Source organism: Tenacibaculum sp. FZY0031, from assembly GCF_036350695.1.
In the GTDB taxonomy this organism is placed as follows: Bacteria; Bacteroidota; Bacteroidia; order Flavobacteriales; family Flavobacteriaceae; genus Polaribacter.
The window spans coordinates 454,084-471,211 of the sequence record NZ_JAZDVY010000001.1 but is presented as its reverse complement, the minus strand read 5'-3'; the positions used below and the strand labels follow the sequence as shown (position 1 = coordinate 471,211).

The window sequence follows — 17,128 nt, the reverse complement described above, 5'->3', positions numbered from 1 at the left end:
TTGCAATTGCATAAAGATATACTTTTGTAGCGTATTTCAACAACGATTTGTAAATGGATAAAAGAGACATAGAAAATAGGGAAGATGTGTATAAGTTGGTATCAACCTTTTATAATGATAAAATTAGAAAGGATGATTTTATAGGGCCTATCTTTTTGAAAACAATACCAGAAGAAACCTGGGAACCTCATTTACAAAAACTAACCGATTTTTGGGAAACGAATTTGTTTTTTGTTAGAAAGTTTAAAGGAAACCCAATGAAAGCACACAAAGATGTAGATAGAGATTTTGAGTATGCTATTTATCAGGAACACTTCGGACGCTGGTTACAACTATGGTTTGAAACGGTTGATGAACTTTTTGACGGAACAAAAGCACATGAAGCCAAAGAAAGAGCACGAAACATAGCTTCTATGCTCTTTTTTAGAATGTTTGAAGCAAAGCCGAAGCCTAAAACTACGACATAAGCAGGTAAAAGATCAACGAAATATTACCGAGTATATTGATAATAAATGCCCATGCAATTATCTTAAATGGGCGTTGACTTATGGCAGCAGCATTAGCTCCCATAGCCGTTACACAAGCAAAAATTAGGGCAAATAAATTAACGGCACCATTTACGGATAAAGCAGCTGTTATGGAAGCAATCATAGAACCTACGGTAATTAATATAATAGATACACCAATGCTATTTCGTTCTCCTTCAGCAATTTTTTTATTGATGTAAGCCTTAATTCCCATGCTATTTGTTTTTTGAATTGTTTTTTCAGCGGTTACGTTTTCAGTAGTTACCATAATATAATAGTTTCTGATAAAATTATGTAACTGATAATTAGTTTTTTATGATTGAAGTCATAAATGAAAAAGAAGAAAAGGTCTTTTTATTTGTTAGATATTTTTATCTTCACATACTAAAATAAGCTGAGTGGAGTCAATAACTATAATTTACATTGTATTAGCCGTATTCATAAGCGTAGCCATTGCTTTTTTTCAATATTTCTATAAGGTAAATAGCACTCCGAAAGTACACATCTTACTTTTTAGCTTAAAAGCCCTAAGTCTCTTTTTAATAGGATTGTTATTGATCAATCCGAAGATAACAACTCTTGAAACAGAGAACATACAACCGGTGTTATCTGTATTGGTGGATAATTCACTATCTACTCAGTTTTTTAAAGAAGAAAAAAAGGTTCAAGAAGTAATATCAAAAGTAGAAAGCAACGAAGAACTTCAAGATAAATTTAAGGTACAGTACTTTTCGTTTGGGAATGATATTAAGGTGTTGGATAGTTTATCGTTTGCTGAAACACAAACCAATATTTCAAAAGCAATTGATGCTGTTAATGAGTTGAATAAAGATAAAAATGCAGCTACCATTTTAATAACCGATGGAAACCAAACCCAAGGGAATGACTACGAGTTTTCATCAGCAAAGCATAAAGTATTTCCCGTAGTTATAGGGGATACCATTCAATATCAAGATATTCAAATTTCGCAGTTAAATGTGAACAAGTACAGCTATGTAAAGAACAAGTTTCCTGTAGAAGCATTGTTGTATTATGAAGGAAAAGAAACGGTAAACACTACTTTTTCAATCGTAAAAAAAGGGAACAGAGTTTTTTCAAAAAGAGTACGTTTTTCGCCAGAAAACCCTGTGCAAACTGTTACAGCCAACTTAGTGTCTAATACCAAAGGAGTACACTATTACACAGCGTCGATAAGTAGTATAGCGAATGAAAAAAACACGAAGAACAATTATAAAAGCTTTTCAGTAGAAGTTTTAGATGAGCAAACCAAGGTTTTACTATTAAGTTCTTTTTTACATCCAGATTTAGGAGCACTTAAAAAAGCGATTGAGAGCAATAAACAACGAAAAGTAGACATTGCTTTGATACAAGATAGAAACATAGATTTAGATGCCTATCAGTTTTTTGTTTTGTATCAACCTAACAGTTATTTTAAAACCACTTTAGAAAAAATACCCTCTAATTTCTTACTGGTTTTAGGAACTAAAACAGATTGGAACTTTTTGAATAGTCAAGGTTTGGGAGTTCAAAAAAGAGTTATCAATCAAAAAGAAGAATATACCGCTATTTACAATCCAGATTTTCTAACTTTTTACCAAGAAGATATCGGTTTTGATCAATTTCCGCCACTAAAAGACAAGTTTGGAGAAGTACAACTTAAAAAAGAATCTCAAAGCTTGTTGTATCAGAAGTATGCAGGGGTAGAAACCACGCAACCGTTATTGTCAACCTTTGAAGAGAATGATAAAAAGTATGCAGTGCTATTTGGTGAAGGTATTTGGAAATGGAGAGCTGCCAGTTATTTAAAAGAGAAAAACTTTGAAAGTTTTGATACGTTTGTAGGAAATTTGGTTCAGTATTTAGCATCCACTAAAAAGAGGAAACGTTTAGAGGTAAAAGCGCAACGTTTGTATGCAGCTAATGAACCTATAACTATAAGTACATTTTATGTTGATAAAAACTACCAATTTGATAGCAGAGCATCTTTAGAGTTGACAATAACTAATTTAGAAGCAAAGGCTAAAAAAAGTATTCCGTTTTCGCTATTTAATAACTCATATCAAGTTGCTGTTGAAGGATTAGCCTCAGGAGAATATTCATATACCGTAACTGTAAAGAATCAAAATATAAGTAGCTCAGGGAGGTTTAAAATTGAAGATTATCAGATAGAAGAGCAGTTTACCAATGCCAATTTTAAAAAATTAGAACAGCTGGCGTTAAAAACAGACGGAGCTATAGTTTATGCAGATAAAGTTGACGATTTATTAAAAAAGATACAAGAAGATGCATCTTTTTATACCACTCAAAAGTCTATTACCAAAAAACAAAGTTTAGTTGATTGGAAATGGTTGTTATTACTAATTATAGTTTTGTTATCAATAGAGTGGTTTGTTAGAAAATACTATGGTAAAATATGATGTATGAACACTTTTTTCAATGTCCGCATTGTTGGGAAGAAATTTCCATGTTGCTGGATACCAGTACGTCAGAAACCTATGTAGAAGATTGTGAGGTATGTTGCAATCCTATACAAATAACGTTTACCTTTGTAAATAACGATTTAATAGCTTTTGAAGCTAAAAATATAGAACAATAAATACGATGAGATTTCACACACGTAAATGGGTAAAACCAGAAGACTTAAATCCTAACGGAACACTTTTCGGAGGACGATTATTACAATGGATTGATGAAGAAGTAGCGTTATATGCTATTATTCAGTTAGAAATTCCAAAAACAGTAACTAAGTTTATGTCTGAAATAAATTTTGTTAGTTCAGCAAAACAAGGAGATATTGTTGAAATAGGAATTGATGTCGTAAAGTTCGGAACAACGTCTATTACCTTAAGTTGTGAGGTTCGTAACAAAATAACTCGAAAAACAATTATCGCAATTGATAAAATTATCATGGTGAGTTTAGATGAAGAAGGAAAGCCTTTTGCGCATGGTAAAACAAAAATCGAATACGTTAAAGATAGATTGGATAACGAAGATTCATAAAATTTTATAATTTTGTAACTCTAAATTAGATTAGTGAAAAAAAGCATCATCATATTATTAACCTTACTGTTAATTGTGCCTCCTTTACAGGCGCATACGGATGCTGTGGTTTTTGTAGCTGAATCAGAGGTGCATCACAATGAGTTAAATGAAGAACATCAAGATGAGCATCATGAAAACGATACTGAAGAAGAAAAAAACAAAGAACATCACCATCATTGTAACGTAATTACTGTTACAGCAGATTTTATTCCGATTGATTATAGTTTTGATATTATTCCTTTTTTTGAAATAAGAAACAGGATTAACTTCTATCAAAACACATACTACAACTCATACTTGTCGGCTATTTTCCAGCCACCCAAGTCTTAATTCTATTTTTATTATTAAAAACAGCGGTAGCTCTTGTGTAAGCAAGAACTACAAACTGTTGTACCGATTATTTAATAATAACCGGTAAAAATTATGTTACATAGAATTAAATCAATACAAAATGTTAGATAACATTATCAAATTTTCAATTAAAAATAAATTGATTATTGGAGCATTGGTTGTTGCATTAATAGGCTGGGGAATCTATTCTCTAAAACAGTTACCTATTGATGCAGTACCAGATATTACCAATAATCAGGTGCAAATAATAACCTCTGCACCCTCACAATCAGCCCAAGATATAGAACGTTTAGTGACGTTTCCTATAGAAATTACCATGTCAAACATTCCAGATATCGAAGAGATTCGTTCTTTCTCTCGATTTGGATTAAGTGTCGTTACAATCGTTTTTAAAGAAAGTACCGATATTTATTGGGCGCGTCAGCAAATTAGTGAACGATTGATAGAAGCCAAAAACCAAATTCCTGAGGGAGTAGGAACACCTGAAATGGCACCTGTAACTACAGGATTGGGGGAGATTTATCAATATACACTGTATGCTAAAAAAGGATATGAAAAGCAATACGATGCAATGGAGTTACGCTCTATTCAAGATTGGATTGTTCGTCGCCAACTCTTAGGAATTGAAGGAGTAGCTGATGTAAGTAGCTTTGGAGGTTTTTTAAAGCAATACGAGGTAGCTATTGAACCAGAACGCTTGCAATCGTTAAATGTTAGTATAAACGAGGTTTTTGAGGCACTGTCTAAGAACAATCAAAATACAGGAGGAGCATATATAGATAAAAATCCCAAAGCGTATTTTATTCGAAGTGAGGGATTGATAAAAACCCCAGAAGACATTCAGAATATCGTCATAAAAAACAATGTGAATGGAACCCCTATCTTGATGAAAGATATAGGAAAAGTTCAGTTAGGGCATGCAGTACGATATGGCGCAATGACAAGAAATACCGATGGAGAAGTGGTAGGTGCGATTGTTATGATGTTAAAAGGAGCCAATTCTTCAAAAGTGATTGAAAATGTAAAAGAAAGAATTGCACAAATAGAAAAAAGTTTGCCAGGAGGAGTTGCTATAAAACCCTTTTTAGATAGAACTAAATTAGTAGACAAAGCCATAAAAACGGTATCAACCAACCTTGTTGAAGGGGCTTTAATTGTCATCTTTATTTTGGTGTTGCTGTTAGGAAACTTACGAGCGGGGTTAATTGTAGCGTCGGTTATCCCGTTAGCAATGCTGTTTGCTATTAGTTTAATGAACGTGTTTGGCGTTTCTGGAAACTTAATGAGTTTAGGAGCTATCGATTTTGGTATTATCGTAGATGGTTCGGTAATTATAGTAGAAGCAACATTACATCATTTAGGGTTAAAAAAATCAGGAACCCAATTAACTCAAGATCAAATGGATGATGAAGTGTATGAGTCGGCTTCAAAAATAAGAACAAGTGCAGCATTTGGAGAAATTATCATTCTTATAGTGTACTTACCAATTCTTGCCTTAGTAGGTATTGAAGGAAAAATGTTTAAGCCTATGGCCTTAACCGTAAGTTTTGCAATTTTAGGAGCTTTTTTACTATCGCTTACTTATGTACCTATGATGAGTTCGTTGTTTTTAAAGAAAACAATCAACAACAAGAAGAATATTTCAGATAAAATCATCACAGCATTACAAAATGTATATACACCAATACTCAACTTTGTGCTAACTCATAAAGTAAAAGTAGTGATAGGTTCAGTCGCTATTTTTATACTCAGTTTAGTAACTTTTTCTAAAATGGGATCAGAGTTTATTCCTTCGTTAGATGAAGGAGATTTGGCAGTGCAAGCTATTGTATCAACAGGAAGTTCACTTTCGTATACTATCGATGTTTCCAACCAAGCATCAGCATTATTAATGAAAGAGTTTCCAGACGAAATAGAGCAAATTGTAAGTAGAATAGGTTCTTCAGAAATTCCTACAGACCCAATGCCCATAGAGGCTTCAGACATCATCATTATTTTAAAAGAAAAAGAGGAATGGACAAAAGCTAGCACCAAGAATGAACTCACAGAAAAAATGCAGCAATTGTTAGATGAAAACATGCTAGGTGTTTCTTTCGGTTTTCAACAACCTATTCAAATGCGATTTAATGAGTTGATGACAGGTGCTAGGCAAGATGTTGTACTTAAGATTTATGGAGAAGATTTAGACAAATTGGTAAAATATGCCAATCAATTAAGTAGAATTATTCCAGATGTAGCAGGAGCCGAAGATGTGTATGTTGAAAAAATGACGGGATTACAGCAAATTGTAATTGAGTATAACAGAAGTCAGTTAGCCTATTATGGACTCAATATTGAAGACGTAAACACTACTGTTAATGCAGCTTTTGCAGGTCAGAGTGCAGGATCAGTATATGAAGGTGAAAAACGTTACGATTTGGTAGTGCGTTTAGCAAAAAATAGAAGAGCTAGTATTGAAGATATTCGTAAGCTATACATAACAACTGCAACTGGGGCACAAATTCCGTTAACAGCAGTAGCGTCTGTAGATTTTAAAACGGGTCCAAATCAAATTCAAAGAGATGATGCTAAACGTAGAATAACGGTTGGTTTTAATGTAAGAGAACGCGATGTAGCGAGTATAGTTAAAGAACTAAAAGGTAAGGTCTCAGATGAAATAACATTCGATCCAGGATACTATATTACCTATGGCGGAACGTTTAAAAATTTAGAAGAAGCTCGTGCCAGATTAGGCGTTGCAGTACCAGTAGCGTTATTACTCATCTTTTTGTTACTGTATTTTACGTTTAAATCGATTAAACAAAGTGTATTGATATTTACTGCCATACCGATGTCTGCTATTGGAGGAATTTTCGCGTTGTGGTTACGTGGAATGCCTTTTTCAATTTCAGCAGGAGTAGGTTTTATAGCCTTATTTGGTGTAGCGGTGTTAAACGGAATCGTTTTAATTGCTGAGTTTAATCGTTTAAAAACCATTGGAATATCTGACCTTACAGAGATTGTAAAAAAAGGAACGTCAGTGCGTTTACGTCCTGTAATTATGACCGCAGCTGTGGCTTCGTTAGGGTTTTTACCTATGGCATTATCCTCCTCAGCGGGAGCAGAGGTACAAAAGCCTTTGGCTACCGTGGTAATAGGAGGATTGGTGTCTGCAACTTTGCTAACCTTACTTATTTTACCTGTGTTGTATATGCTTTTTGAAAAGAAAGTAAACTTAAAAGCGAAAAAGAGTATAGTAACTGTAGTAGTATTTGCAATTGGAGTTTTTGGAGTTCAAGCACAAGAAGTGCCTCAAAAGTTAACAGAACAACAAGTTATTGATTTGGCGTTGCAAAAATCGGTGTTGATGAAAAAGTCAACCTTAGCGATTGAAAAATCGAAAGCAGGTATAAGTAAAGCGATTGAATTGAACCCGACAACAGTTCAATATCAAGATGTTGGTGTGGCCAATGGTATAGCGGAAAAAGAATGGTCTGTGAATCAGAATTTCGGTTCTATTTTAACGCATATTCAAAAAAAGAAGTTGGCTAAAGAGAAAAATAATTTAGCAACGATTAATAATAACATCGCAAAGAAAGAAACAGTAAGAAAGGCTAGAAGGTTATATCAGCAATGGAATTACTTATATGGATTGTTATCGCTAATGGAAGAGCAACAGCTTAGCAGCAATCAAATAAAAGAAATAGCGAGTAAGTTGCATGCCTCTGGAGAAATAGGAGGGTTAGAAAACGATTTAACCTCATTACAATCCTTAGGAGTACAGTCACAAAAAAATAAAACATATAAGAACTTTATTCAAGTAGAGAATGAACTAAAGCAGTTATTACAAATTGATTATTTGATACAACCGTTTGAAAAACTACCTCAAAAAAAGGACTTTTTAATTCAAAAAGACTCGTTGTCAAAAGACTTTATCAAAAGTTTAGAGCAACAAAATAAGGTAGCTGCTAAAGGTGTGTCTGTAGCAAAATCAACTTATTTTCCTGCATTAACAGCTGGTATAATTAATAGAACAACAGGAAAAGAGAACAGTTATACAGGTTTTAATGTAGGGGTAAATATTCCGCTTTCTTTCTGGTCTAATAATGCAAAAATAAAAGAGCAAAAAATTATACAAGAAGAAATAGCTTATGAAAATAAAAACAAAGCTATGGTAATTCAAAATGATTATAAAAGTTTGCAAGAGCAACTTACGTATTTAAATGAAGAGTTAGTAAGTATTCATTCAACAGTTACACAAGCGCAAAAGTTTATAAAAAAGCTAGCACTAGCTTATAAAGTAGGAGAGATTGATGCGTATCAGTATAATCAGAGTTTTACCGCTTATTTTCAGGTAATGCAAAACTATTTATCACTGGTTCATAATTTTAATCAAACTGTAATTGCCTACGAGTTTTATATAAAAGAATAAAAATATACACATGAAAAAATTAGTAATATTAGTAGTAACTATCATTATCGTTGTTAGTTGTAAACAAAAGGAAGAAGATCATTCAGATCACGATCATGCAACAGTAAAAAAAACAACACAAAATGTAACAAATGATGGAGAGCATAATGAAAATGGAATTCATTTAACTCAACAGCAAATTGTAACAGCTAAAATAGAGACAGCTGCAATCGAAAAGAGAAAGATTAGAGAAAAAGTAGCAGTAACCGGAACAATAGAGGTGCCACCACAAAGCAAAGCCACTATATATGCCCCTTTGGAAGCGTTTGTTTATAAAACAGATTTGTTGCCTGGTGATAAGGTGAAAAAAGGACAAACAGTAGCGGTATTACAGCACCCTAACTTTATAGAGTTACAATATGCTTACCTTGAAGCAGTGAATAAATTAAAAGTAACTAAGGCAGATTATGAAAGAAAGAAAATGTTGTTAGAAAACGATATTACCTCCAAAAAATCATTTCAAATAGCAGAAGGAAGTTATCAATCGGCAAAAAGTTTAGCGAATAGCTATGCAGCACAGTTAAAAATGGCAGGATTATCGCCTACTACAGTGGCAGCCAATGGAATTCAGCAATATGTGTATGTAAAGGCTCCGATTTCTGGTTATGTTGTAGAGAACAATTTGAACAAAGGAATGTTTTTAGCAGCGAACTCGGAGATGATGGAGATAATAGATAATGATCATATGCATGCGGAGTTAAATGTTTTTGGAACGGATATAACAAAAATAAAAAAGGGGGATGAGTTTGAATTTCAACCGTCCGGAATTGATGTAGCTTATAGAGGATATATTAAATTAATTAGTCAGAAAGTAGATGACCAAACGAAAACGGTAAATGTGCATGGGCATTTTGAGGATGAACACAACCGATTAAAAGCAGGAATGTTTATCAATGCTCAAATTTTGTTGGGAGGAGAGGAAGTATACGCTGTTCCTGAAGAAGCAGTCATAGAAAATGAAGGAGAGCATTTTGTTTTTGTTAAAAAGTCAACAGATGAATTCGTACCTGTTGAGGTGACTGTTGGAGGGTCTGATAATGGATTTGTCGCAATAAAAACAATTCAAGAGAATAATTACAATGTAACTATTGTAACTAAAGGAGCACACTTTTTAAAAGGAAAACTATTACAAATGGCAGGCGGAATGGAAGGCCATGCTCATTAATAAAACAACAAGCGATTATTTAATCTATAATCGCTTGTTTAGTTGTAATGCATCTTTTTCATACATTTAAAGTCAATTAATAAAAACATGGGACACAACCATAATCATTCACATGGAAACTCTACAGGAAATATAGCTGTAGCATTTTTTCTTAATCTCGCATTTACAATTATCGAATTTATTGGAGGTTTTTATACCAATAGTTTGGCCATTATGTCTGATGCCTTGCATGATTTAGGCGATAGCTTAAGTTTAGGACTGTCTTGGTATTTTCAAAAAAAATCGACAAAAAAGGCAACAAAGAAGTATTCTTATGGATATAAACGATTTTCTCTTTTAGGTGCTATTATCAATTCGATAGTATTAGTGATAGGTTCAGTATTTATTATTAAAGAAGCAATTCCTAGAATTATCAATCCAGAAAACGCAGATGCCAAAGGAATGATGTGGTTGGCTGTTTTAGGAATTATAGTAAATGGTGCTGCTGTATTGAAGTTAAAAAAAGGAACTTCAATTAACGAACGAGTAGTTTCATTGCATTTATTAGAAGACGTGTTAGGTTGGGGAGTAGTGTTGATTGCAAGTATAGTAATGCAATTTTGGGAGGTACCAGTATTAGACCCTGTTTTATCTATTGCTATTGCAGGATTTGTACTGTATAATGTGTATAAAAACATAAAAGAAAGTCTTCGGGTAATATTACAAGGAACTCCAGAAAATGTTTCTGTAGAAGAAATTCAACAAAGAATAGTTGCGATGGAGGGGGTAGAGAGTATTCATGATTGTCATTTATGGACTATGGATGGAGAATACAACGTGTTTACAGCCCATTTAGTACTAGAAGAAAAAGAAATGTCTTGGGAAAAAAGCCATGAAATAAAGCAAGAAATTAAACAGGTATTACACGATGATTTTCATTTAGAACATATTACTCTTGAGCTTGAGTTTACATCACAAGAATGCGGTTATGAAAACTGTGGTTCATAAATTTAATTGTACATTTGAGTACAAAACATATAAAAAATGACAAGAAATCAAGTAGAGTTAAAGTTTCCAAAATTCGGATTGTTAATTCCAGTAGCCATCGTTTTGATAATTTTTATAGCAAAATCTACGGTAACAATCAATTCAGGAGAAGCGGGAGTATTGTATAAAACGTTTGGAGGAGGAGTCGTAACAGATGAACCACCATTAGGAGAAGGGTTTCATGTAGTTGCTCCTTGGAATAAAGTGCATGTATATGAAGTAAGACAACAAGAACTTTTCGAAAAAATGAAAGTATTATCGTCTAACGGATTAGAAATTCAAATAGATGCCTCGGCTTGGTACCAACCAGTTTATAAAGATTTAGGAAACTTACATCAAACACTAGGTGAAAATTATTTACAACGTGTAATTCAGCCAGCAATCCGTTCAGCAGCACGTAGCGTTGTAGGTCGTTATACACCAGAGCAGTTGTATTCTAGTAAACGAGATGCGATTCAAGATGAAATATTTATAGAGACAAAGAAAATATTAGAAAAACAATATGTTCAATTAAACGAAATTCTTGTAAGAGATGTAACGTTACCATCAACTATTAAAGAAGCAATTGAACGAAAATTAAAACAAGAACAAGAATCGTTAGAATACGAATTTAGGTTAGTAACCGCTCAAAAAGAAGCAGAAAAGCAAATTATTGAAGCAAAAGGTAAAGCTGATGCTAACAGAATTTTAAGTGCTTCATTAACAGATAAAATCTTACAAGATAAAGGGATAGAAGCTACCAACAGGTTAGCAAACTCTAACAATAGTAAAGTCGTTATTATTGGTTCTGGGAAAAGTGGAATGCCTATTATTTTAGGGAATCAGTAGTTTTTGTGATTTATTAAAAAAGAAAAAGTGATTTTAAAAGTAGACTCTGATATAGCATTGAGAGAACTTGAGTTAAATGATGCAGCTGATATTTTCAAAACAATTAATAAAGAAAGAGAATATTTAGGTACATGGTTACCATTTGTGGCATATACTAAAGAATTAAAAGATACTGAATGCTTTGTAAGTTCGGTTGTTAATGTTCCTGTAGAAAAACTAGAACATACTTTTACAATCAGAAAACAGAACGAATTTATAGGGTTAATTGGTTTAAAAGATACCAATGTTTTAAATAAGAAAACAGAAATAGGGTATTGGCTTTCTGAAAAGGAGCAGGGTAAAGGTATTATGACAAAATCAGTAAAAGAATTATGCAATTTTGCCTTTACGAAATTACAAATGAATAGAATTCAAATAAAATGTGCTGTAGGAAATACGCCAAGTAAAAATATTCCTAAAAGATTAGGTTTTAAGTTAGAGGGAGTTGAAAGAGAAGGAGAATTACTAACAGGAAATACTTTTACAGATTTGGAAATATACAGTAAATTAAAGAATGACTAAATTAATTTACATCATATAAGAAAAAAAACAGCTCGTTTGAGCTGTTTTTTTATTTGTAACACTTTTTTAGTTAGTCTCTTCTGCGTTTTCTTCCAAACCCAGCAGCAGCAGTTTTGTTATCTCCTCTTCTAGAGGCGCTGTTTTCACTACGTCTTCTTCCAAACCCTTTTTTGTTATCAGTAGGTTTATCACTTCTACGTTTTTTTCCGTTGAAACCACTACCACCACTTCTGCGCGGTTTTCTTCCACCACCATTACTACGGTCGTTTTTAGTAACCTCAATATTTACAGATCTTCCATTAAAGTCAGGATCATTAGCCGCAAAAGCATCTAAGGTCTCTTTTTCGAAGTTTTTATCAATTTCAAAGAAAGAAAAAGTATCTAAAATGTCTATAGCACCAATTTCAATTTTATCACCGATGTTCTGATCGTTGATTAAACCAATTAACTTGGCTGGATTTAAACGATCTTTTCTTCCTAAATTGATAAAGAAACGAGTCATATTTTCACTAGAAGAACGTCCTCTAGAATTTTCTCTTGAAGATAGGTTGTTTAAATCAGGAGCATTTTCGTAGTAAGATAAGAAGGTGTTAAACTCTAAAGAAACAAATTTTTGAATCAACTCTTCACGACTTAACTCTTCTAATTTTTCGTAAATACTTGGTAAAAACCCTTCAATTTGTTCGGTGTTTACTTCTGCATGATGCACTTTATCAATTAAATGGAATAATTGATTTTGACATATTTCCTTCCCAGAAGGAATAGGCGTGTGAACAAACTGTTTTTTTATAATACGTTCAATCGGACGTAACCTACCTTGCTCTTTCTTGCTTACTAAGGCAATAGAAATCCCTTTGTTACCAGCCCTACCAGTTCTACCACTACGGTGGTTGTAGTTTTCAATTTGATCGGGTAATTTATGGTTGATAACGTGTGTTAGGTTGTTAACATCCAATCCACGGGCAGCAACATCAGTAGCGACTAATATTTGAATGTTTTTTTTACGAAACTTTTCCATTACAGAGTCACGTTGAGCTTGTGATAAATCACCATGTAAAGAATCGGCATTATAGCCATCTCTAATAAGATTGTTAGCCACTTCTTGTGTTTCTCTACGTGTTCTACAGAAAACAATTCCGTAAATATCAGGATTTAAATCAGCGACTCTCTTTAGAGCAGGATAGCGAGTTTTTTCATTTACTAAATAATACTCATGACTTACATTATCTGAACCTTGATTCTTTTGTCCTGAAGTAACTTCAACAGGATTAGTCATGTAATTTTTTGCGATATCTTCTACTTCTCTAGGAAAAGTAGCAGAAAACAATAATGTTTGTTTTGTTTTTGGGGTTGCTTCTAAAACTTGGTCTAATTCATCTTTAAACCCCATATTAAGCATCTCATCAGCTTCATCAAGTACAAGCCATTGTACATTACCAAGCTTTAAGGCTCTCCTTTTAATTAAGTCTACAGTTCTACCAGGAGTACCTACAACTATTTGAACCCCTTTTTTAAGTTTTTTTATTTGCTCTTCAATATTAGCCCCACCATAAACAGTAGCGACTTTTAAATTGGGTAAGTACTTTGAAAAATCTTCAATATTTTTTCCTATTTGTACTGCTAGTTCACGAGTAGGAGATAAAATGATTGCTTGTGTGTGTGTGCTTGTTTGATCAGCAAGTTCAATAATAGGCAAACTAAAGGCAGCAGTTTTACCTGTACCTGTTTGTGCAAATGCTTTTAAATCTTCTGTAGAAGAAATTATTTGAGGAATTGCTTTTTCTTGAATTACTGTTGGCTTTTCATAACCTAAATCGGTTAATGCCTTATTGATAGGTTCTTGCAAACCTAAATCTAAAAATGTTGACATACTGTGTTTTTAGAGAACCCACAGATGCCCCTCCGCGAATTCTATAATTAATTATTAATTAAATCGTTTAGTACGATTTTTTTTGGACGGTGCAAAAGTACACTAAATAAAATGAATAGAGGTTAACTATTTTGTTTTTTGTAAATTACTGATTTCAAGATTGATATCTTTTGCAGATAAACTAGTATAACCATTTTGAATAACTCCGTTTTTATCAACCAAAATCATACGTGGAAATTTACTAGTAGTAAAATCGCATACAGCACTCTCGCTAGGGATGGTGTATTGGTATTTTACATCTACATTTTTTGTAAACCTTTTAGAAGAATCACATAAATTAACAAGGACAAAGTTAATATTGGGATTTTTCTTAACTAAATAATTAAAGCGAGAAGAAACCCAATCGTCTGAGGCGTATTCGTAGTTTTTTAATAAAACAACGGTGTTTTTGTTTTTAGAAATGCTTGAAAAATCTTTTAGTTCACCATCTGCAGCAATTAATTTAAAAGAAGGTAATTTTTCTCCCTTGTTTAATATTTTTAAATCATTAATTAAACGTTGCACATTTTTTTTATGCTCGTTATCGGTGTTTAATTTAAAAAAGGTGAAAAAAGCTTCGCTTTTCATTTCGCTGCTTGGTTCTTCATAAAAATTACGAATAACAGCGTTGTACAGCATTTTGTTTTTTACCGTTTCAAGAGCCACATTTTCATCAATCGCATACAATAGGTCTTGTGTATAGGTGTCTGATTTTACGCCGCCACTTTTTTGATAAGCATCATTCTTTATTTTTTCAATAATAAATCTATAATAAGGACCATAAAACATCAACGAATCTTTGTGAATCGGAGCATTTTTACGGTACTTAAAGTACGAGTTATCAATCTTTTCGGGAGTTTCTTTGTTGAAACTTTGAAGCGCGTACTCTTCTAGTTTAGCATACAAAGGAAAGTTTAAAGAAATATCAAAAATATCTACAAAACCAGAAGCATCATTACTACGGGTTGTATAGTTTTCAAGAATCTCTCTTTTCATCGCCCTCATTGAATCAATTTTAGCAATAAACTCTTTTTGGGGTAAAGAGAGGTATTTAGAAGTGTTTTTATAATCTTGTTCGTATTGTAAAAAAGACTCAATTAATAGGTTATTTCGTTCAGCATTCACCCCACTAAAAACCAGCGATTCGTCAAAATCCCAAGTGTTTAACCTAATCAACAAACTATCAGAAGGTTGCATGTACACATACTGAAGTTCATTACCGTGGTGAAAAATGTACAATCCTTCTTTAAAGTTATGATAGCTACCTAAAAATGTATTGTTCTTACCAAGAGGAATAGTATCGTTAAAATCGTAATTATCAGTTAGTACAACGAAGTCAGATTTAGGGTTGATGATTTTACCCCCAAAATAGGTAGGTTTATTGTTGTCAGATTGGTTGCATCCAACAAATACAATTAATATGAGAGGTATAAAATACTTAATCATGATTTAAATTACCCTAAATATCAGAGTCCAAAAATAGATAACTCTTTAATATTAGGCTGTTAATTCGTTGTTAAAAAGAATTAAAAACGAGCCAAAAGTAAGATGTTAAAAACTTCCATGCAAATTCTTTTATAGTCTTTAGTTTTCATACTTTTGCACGGAATTAAAAAAAATATACATGTTATCAGTTTCTAATTTATCAGTTCAGTTTGGAAAACGTGTTTTGTTTGATGAAGTAAATACTAAGTTTACACAAGGAAATTGCTACGGAATTATCGGAGCAAATGGAGCTGGAAAGTCTACATTTTTAAAAATTTTATCAGGAAAACAAGAACCTACTTCCGGTCAAGTTCATTTAGAACCAGGAAAAAGAATGTCTGTATTAACACAAGATCATTATGCTTTTGACGAGTATACTGCCTTAGAAGCTGTGTTAATGGGAAACAAAGAACTGCATAAAATAAAATCGGAAATAGATGCTTTGTATGCTGATTATTCTGATGAAAATGCAGAAAAAATAGGAGAGTTGCAAGTTCGTTTTGAAGAAATGGATGGGTGGAATGCTGATGCTGCTGCTGCAAGTTTATTGTCTAACTTAGGGATTAAAGAAGAAGATCATTATACCCTATTATCGGAATTAGATTCTAAGAAAAAAGTACGTGTATTATTGGCACAAGCGTTATTTGGTAATCCAGATGTGTTAATTATGGATGAGCCAACGAACGACTTGGATTTTGAAACGATTGCTTGGTTAGAAAACTTCTTAGCTAATTATGATAATACTGTAATAGTAGTATCTCACGACCGTCACTTTTTAGATGCTGTGTGTACTCATATTTCTGATATTGATTTTGGAAAAATTAATCACTACTCAGGAAACTATACTTTCTGGTATGAATCTTCTCAATTAGCAGCGAAACAAAGAGCGCAACAAAATAAAAAGGCAGAAGATAAGAAGAAAGAATTGGAAGAGTTTATTCGTCGTTTCTCTGCAAACGTTGCAAAATCGAAGCAAGCAACTTCTCGTAAAAAAATGATAGAGAAATTAAATGTTGATGAAATTAAGCCTTCTTCACGTCGTTATCCAGCTATTATTTTTGAGAGAGATAGAGAAGCAGGAGATCAAATTTTAAACATTGAAGGGTTATTAAAAAAGGATGCAGAAGGAGATTTACTGTTTTCTAATGTCGATATCAACTTGAATAGAGGAGATAAAGTAGCTGTTATTTCTAAAAACTCTAAAGCAACCACTGCCTTTTATCAAGTAATTTCAGGTAATGATGAACCTGATTCAGGTAAATACAGCTGGGGGGTAACTACTACACAGTCATACTTGCCAGCAGATAACTCTGCTTACTTTCAAAATGGAGAATTGAATTTAGTAGATTGGTTACGTCAATATGCACAAACTGAAGAGGAGAGAGAGGAAGTGTTTTTAAGAGGTTTCTTAGGGAAAATGATTTTTTCTGGAGAAGAAGCTCTAAAGAAAAGCAATGTATTATCTGGAGGAGAGAAAGTACGTTGTATGTTATCTCGTATGATGATGACTAGGGCTAACATTTTAATGTTAGATGAGCCAACTAACCACTTAGACTTAGAATCTATTCAAGCTCTGAACAATTCTTTAATTAATTTTAAAGGAACTGTGTTATTTACTACGCATGACCACGAGTTTGCACAAACAGTAGCGAATAGAGTGATAGAAATAACACCTAAAGGTATTATTGATAAATATGCTACTTTTGATGAGTATTTAGAAGACCCTAAAGTAAAAGAATTAAGAGAAAAAATGTACTCTTAAGAAGTTTAAAGATTAAAAAGAG

General features: G+C 33.0%; 14 protein-coding genes. 11 read left to right on the top strand and 3 right to left on the bottom strand.

The genetic code is table 11. The features are described 5' to 3' along the window. Window positions 1-53 precede the first annotated feature (53 nt). On the top strand, window positions 54-467 hold the full coding sequence (locus tag V1T75_RS02205) for a group III truncated hemoglobin (protein WP_330486921.1): 414 nt from the start codon (window positions 54-56) through the stop codon (window positions 465-467). Here V1T75_RS02205 and V1T75_RS02200 read toward each other — a convergent pair. After that, complete coding sequence (locus V1T75_RS02200) at window positions 457-795, bottom strand: hypothetical protein (RefSeq protein ID WP_330486920.1); 339 nt, start codon at window positions 793-795, stop codon at window positions 457-459. The two genes, V1T75_RS02205 and V1T75_RS02200, sit on opposite strands and share 11 nt — an antisense overlap. 130 nt (window positions 796-925) lie before the next feature. On the opposite strand from V1T75_RS02200, the gene V1T75_RS02195 reads away from it, so the two are divergent. The 9 genes from V1T75_RS02195 (at window position 926) to V1T75_RS02155 (ending at window position 11,950) form a co-directional block, all read left to right on the top strand. Continuing rightward, window positions 926-2,944 (top strand): VWA domain-containing protein, encoded by a 2,019-nt coding sequence (locus tag V1T75_RS02195; RefSeq protein WP_330486919.1) that lies wholly within the window; start codon window positions 926-928, stop codon window positions 2,942-2,944. Beyond that, a complete protein-coding gene (locus V1T75_RS02190) occupies window positions 2,944-3,123 on the top strand; it encodes a CPXCG motif-containing cysteine-rich protein (protein ID WP_330486960.1) in 180 nt (59 codons plus the stop codon). Before V1T75_RS02195 ends, V1T75_RS02190 begins: the two co-directional genes overlap by 1 nt. A gap of 5 nt (window positions 3,124-3,128) precedes the next feature. Continuing rightward, window positions 3,129-3,527 (top strand): acyl-CoA thioesterase, encoded by a 399-nt coding sequence (locus V1T75_RS02185; RefSeq protein WP_099214563.1) that lies wholly within the window; start codon window positions 3,129-3,131, stop codon window positions 3,525-3,527. 33 nt (window positions 3,528-3,560) lie between these two features. After that, window positions 3,561-3,899, top strand: a complete 339-nt coding sequence (locus V1T75_RS02180; protein ID WP_330486918.1) for a hypothetical protein — start codon at window positions 3,561-3,563, stop codon at window positions 3,897-3,899. A 121-nt stretch (window positions 3,900-4,020) separates the two neighbouring features. Continuing rightward, window positions 4,021-8,331 (top strand): CusA/CzcA family heavy metal efflux RND transporter, encoded by a 4,311-nt coding sequence (locus V1T75_RS02175; RefSeq protein WP_330486917.1) that lies wholly within the window; start codon window positions 4,021-4,023, stop codon window positions 8,329-8,331. 10 nt (window positions 8,332-8,341) lie between these two features. Further along, a complete protein-coding gene (locus tag V1T75_RS02170; protein ID WP_330486916.1) occupies window positions 8,342-9,535 on the top strand; it encodes an efflux RND transporter periplasmic adaptor subunit in 1,194 nt (397 codons plus the stop codon). 87 nt (window positions 9,536-9,622) lie between these two features. Beyond that, window positions 9,623-10,522, top strand: coding sequence for a cation diffusion facilitator family transporter (locus V1T75_RS02165; protein WP_330486915.1), 900 nt, complete (start codon window positions 9,623-9,625; stop codon window positions 10,520-10,522). A gap of 36 nt (window positions 10,523-10,558) precedes the next feature. Beyond that, a complete protein-coding gene (locus V1T75_RS02160; protein ID WP_330486914.1) occupies window positions 10,559-11,389 on the top strand; it encodes a prohibitin family protein in 831 nt (276 codons plus the stop codon). Between the two features lie 27 nt (window positions 11,390-11,416). After that, a complete protein-coding gene (locus V1T75_RS02155) occupies window positions 11,417-11,950 on the top strand; it encodes a GNAT family N-acetyltransferase (protein ID WP_330486913.1) in 534 nt (177 codons plus the stop codon). Between the two features lie 70 nt (window positions 11,951-12,020). On the opposite strand, the gene V1T75_RS02150 is transcribed toward V1T75_RS02155, so the two are convergent. Further along, window positions 12,021-13,820, bottom strand: a complete 1,800-nt coding sequence (locus V1T75_RS02150) for a DEAD/DEAH box helicase (protein ID WP_330486912.1) — start codon at window positions 13,818-13,820, stop codon at window positions 12,021-12,023. 126 nt (window positions 13,821-13,946) lie between these two features. Continuing rightward, a complete protein-coding gene (locus tag V1T75_RS02145; RefSeq protein WP_330486911.1) occupies window positions 13,947-15,305 on the bottom strand; it encodes a hypothetical protein in 1,359 nt (452 codons plus the stop codon). A 178-nt stretch (window positions 15,306-15,483) separates the two neighbouring features. Between V1T75_RS02145 and V1T75_RS02140 the strand changes: the two genes are divergently transcribed. Further along, window positions 15,484-17,106, top strand: a complete 1,623-nt coding sequence (locus tag V1T75_RS02140; RefSeq protein ID WP_330486910.1) for an ABC-F family ATP-binding cassette domain-containing protein — start codon at window positions 15,484-15,486, stop codon at window positions 17,104-17,106. The last annotated feature ends 22 nt before the right edge of the window (window positions 17,107-17,128 follow it).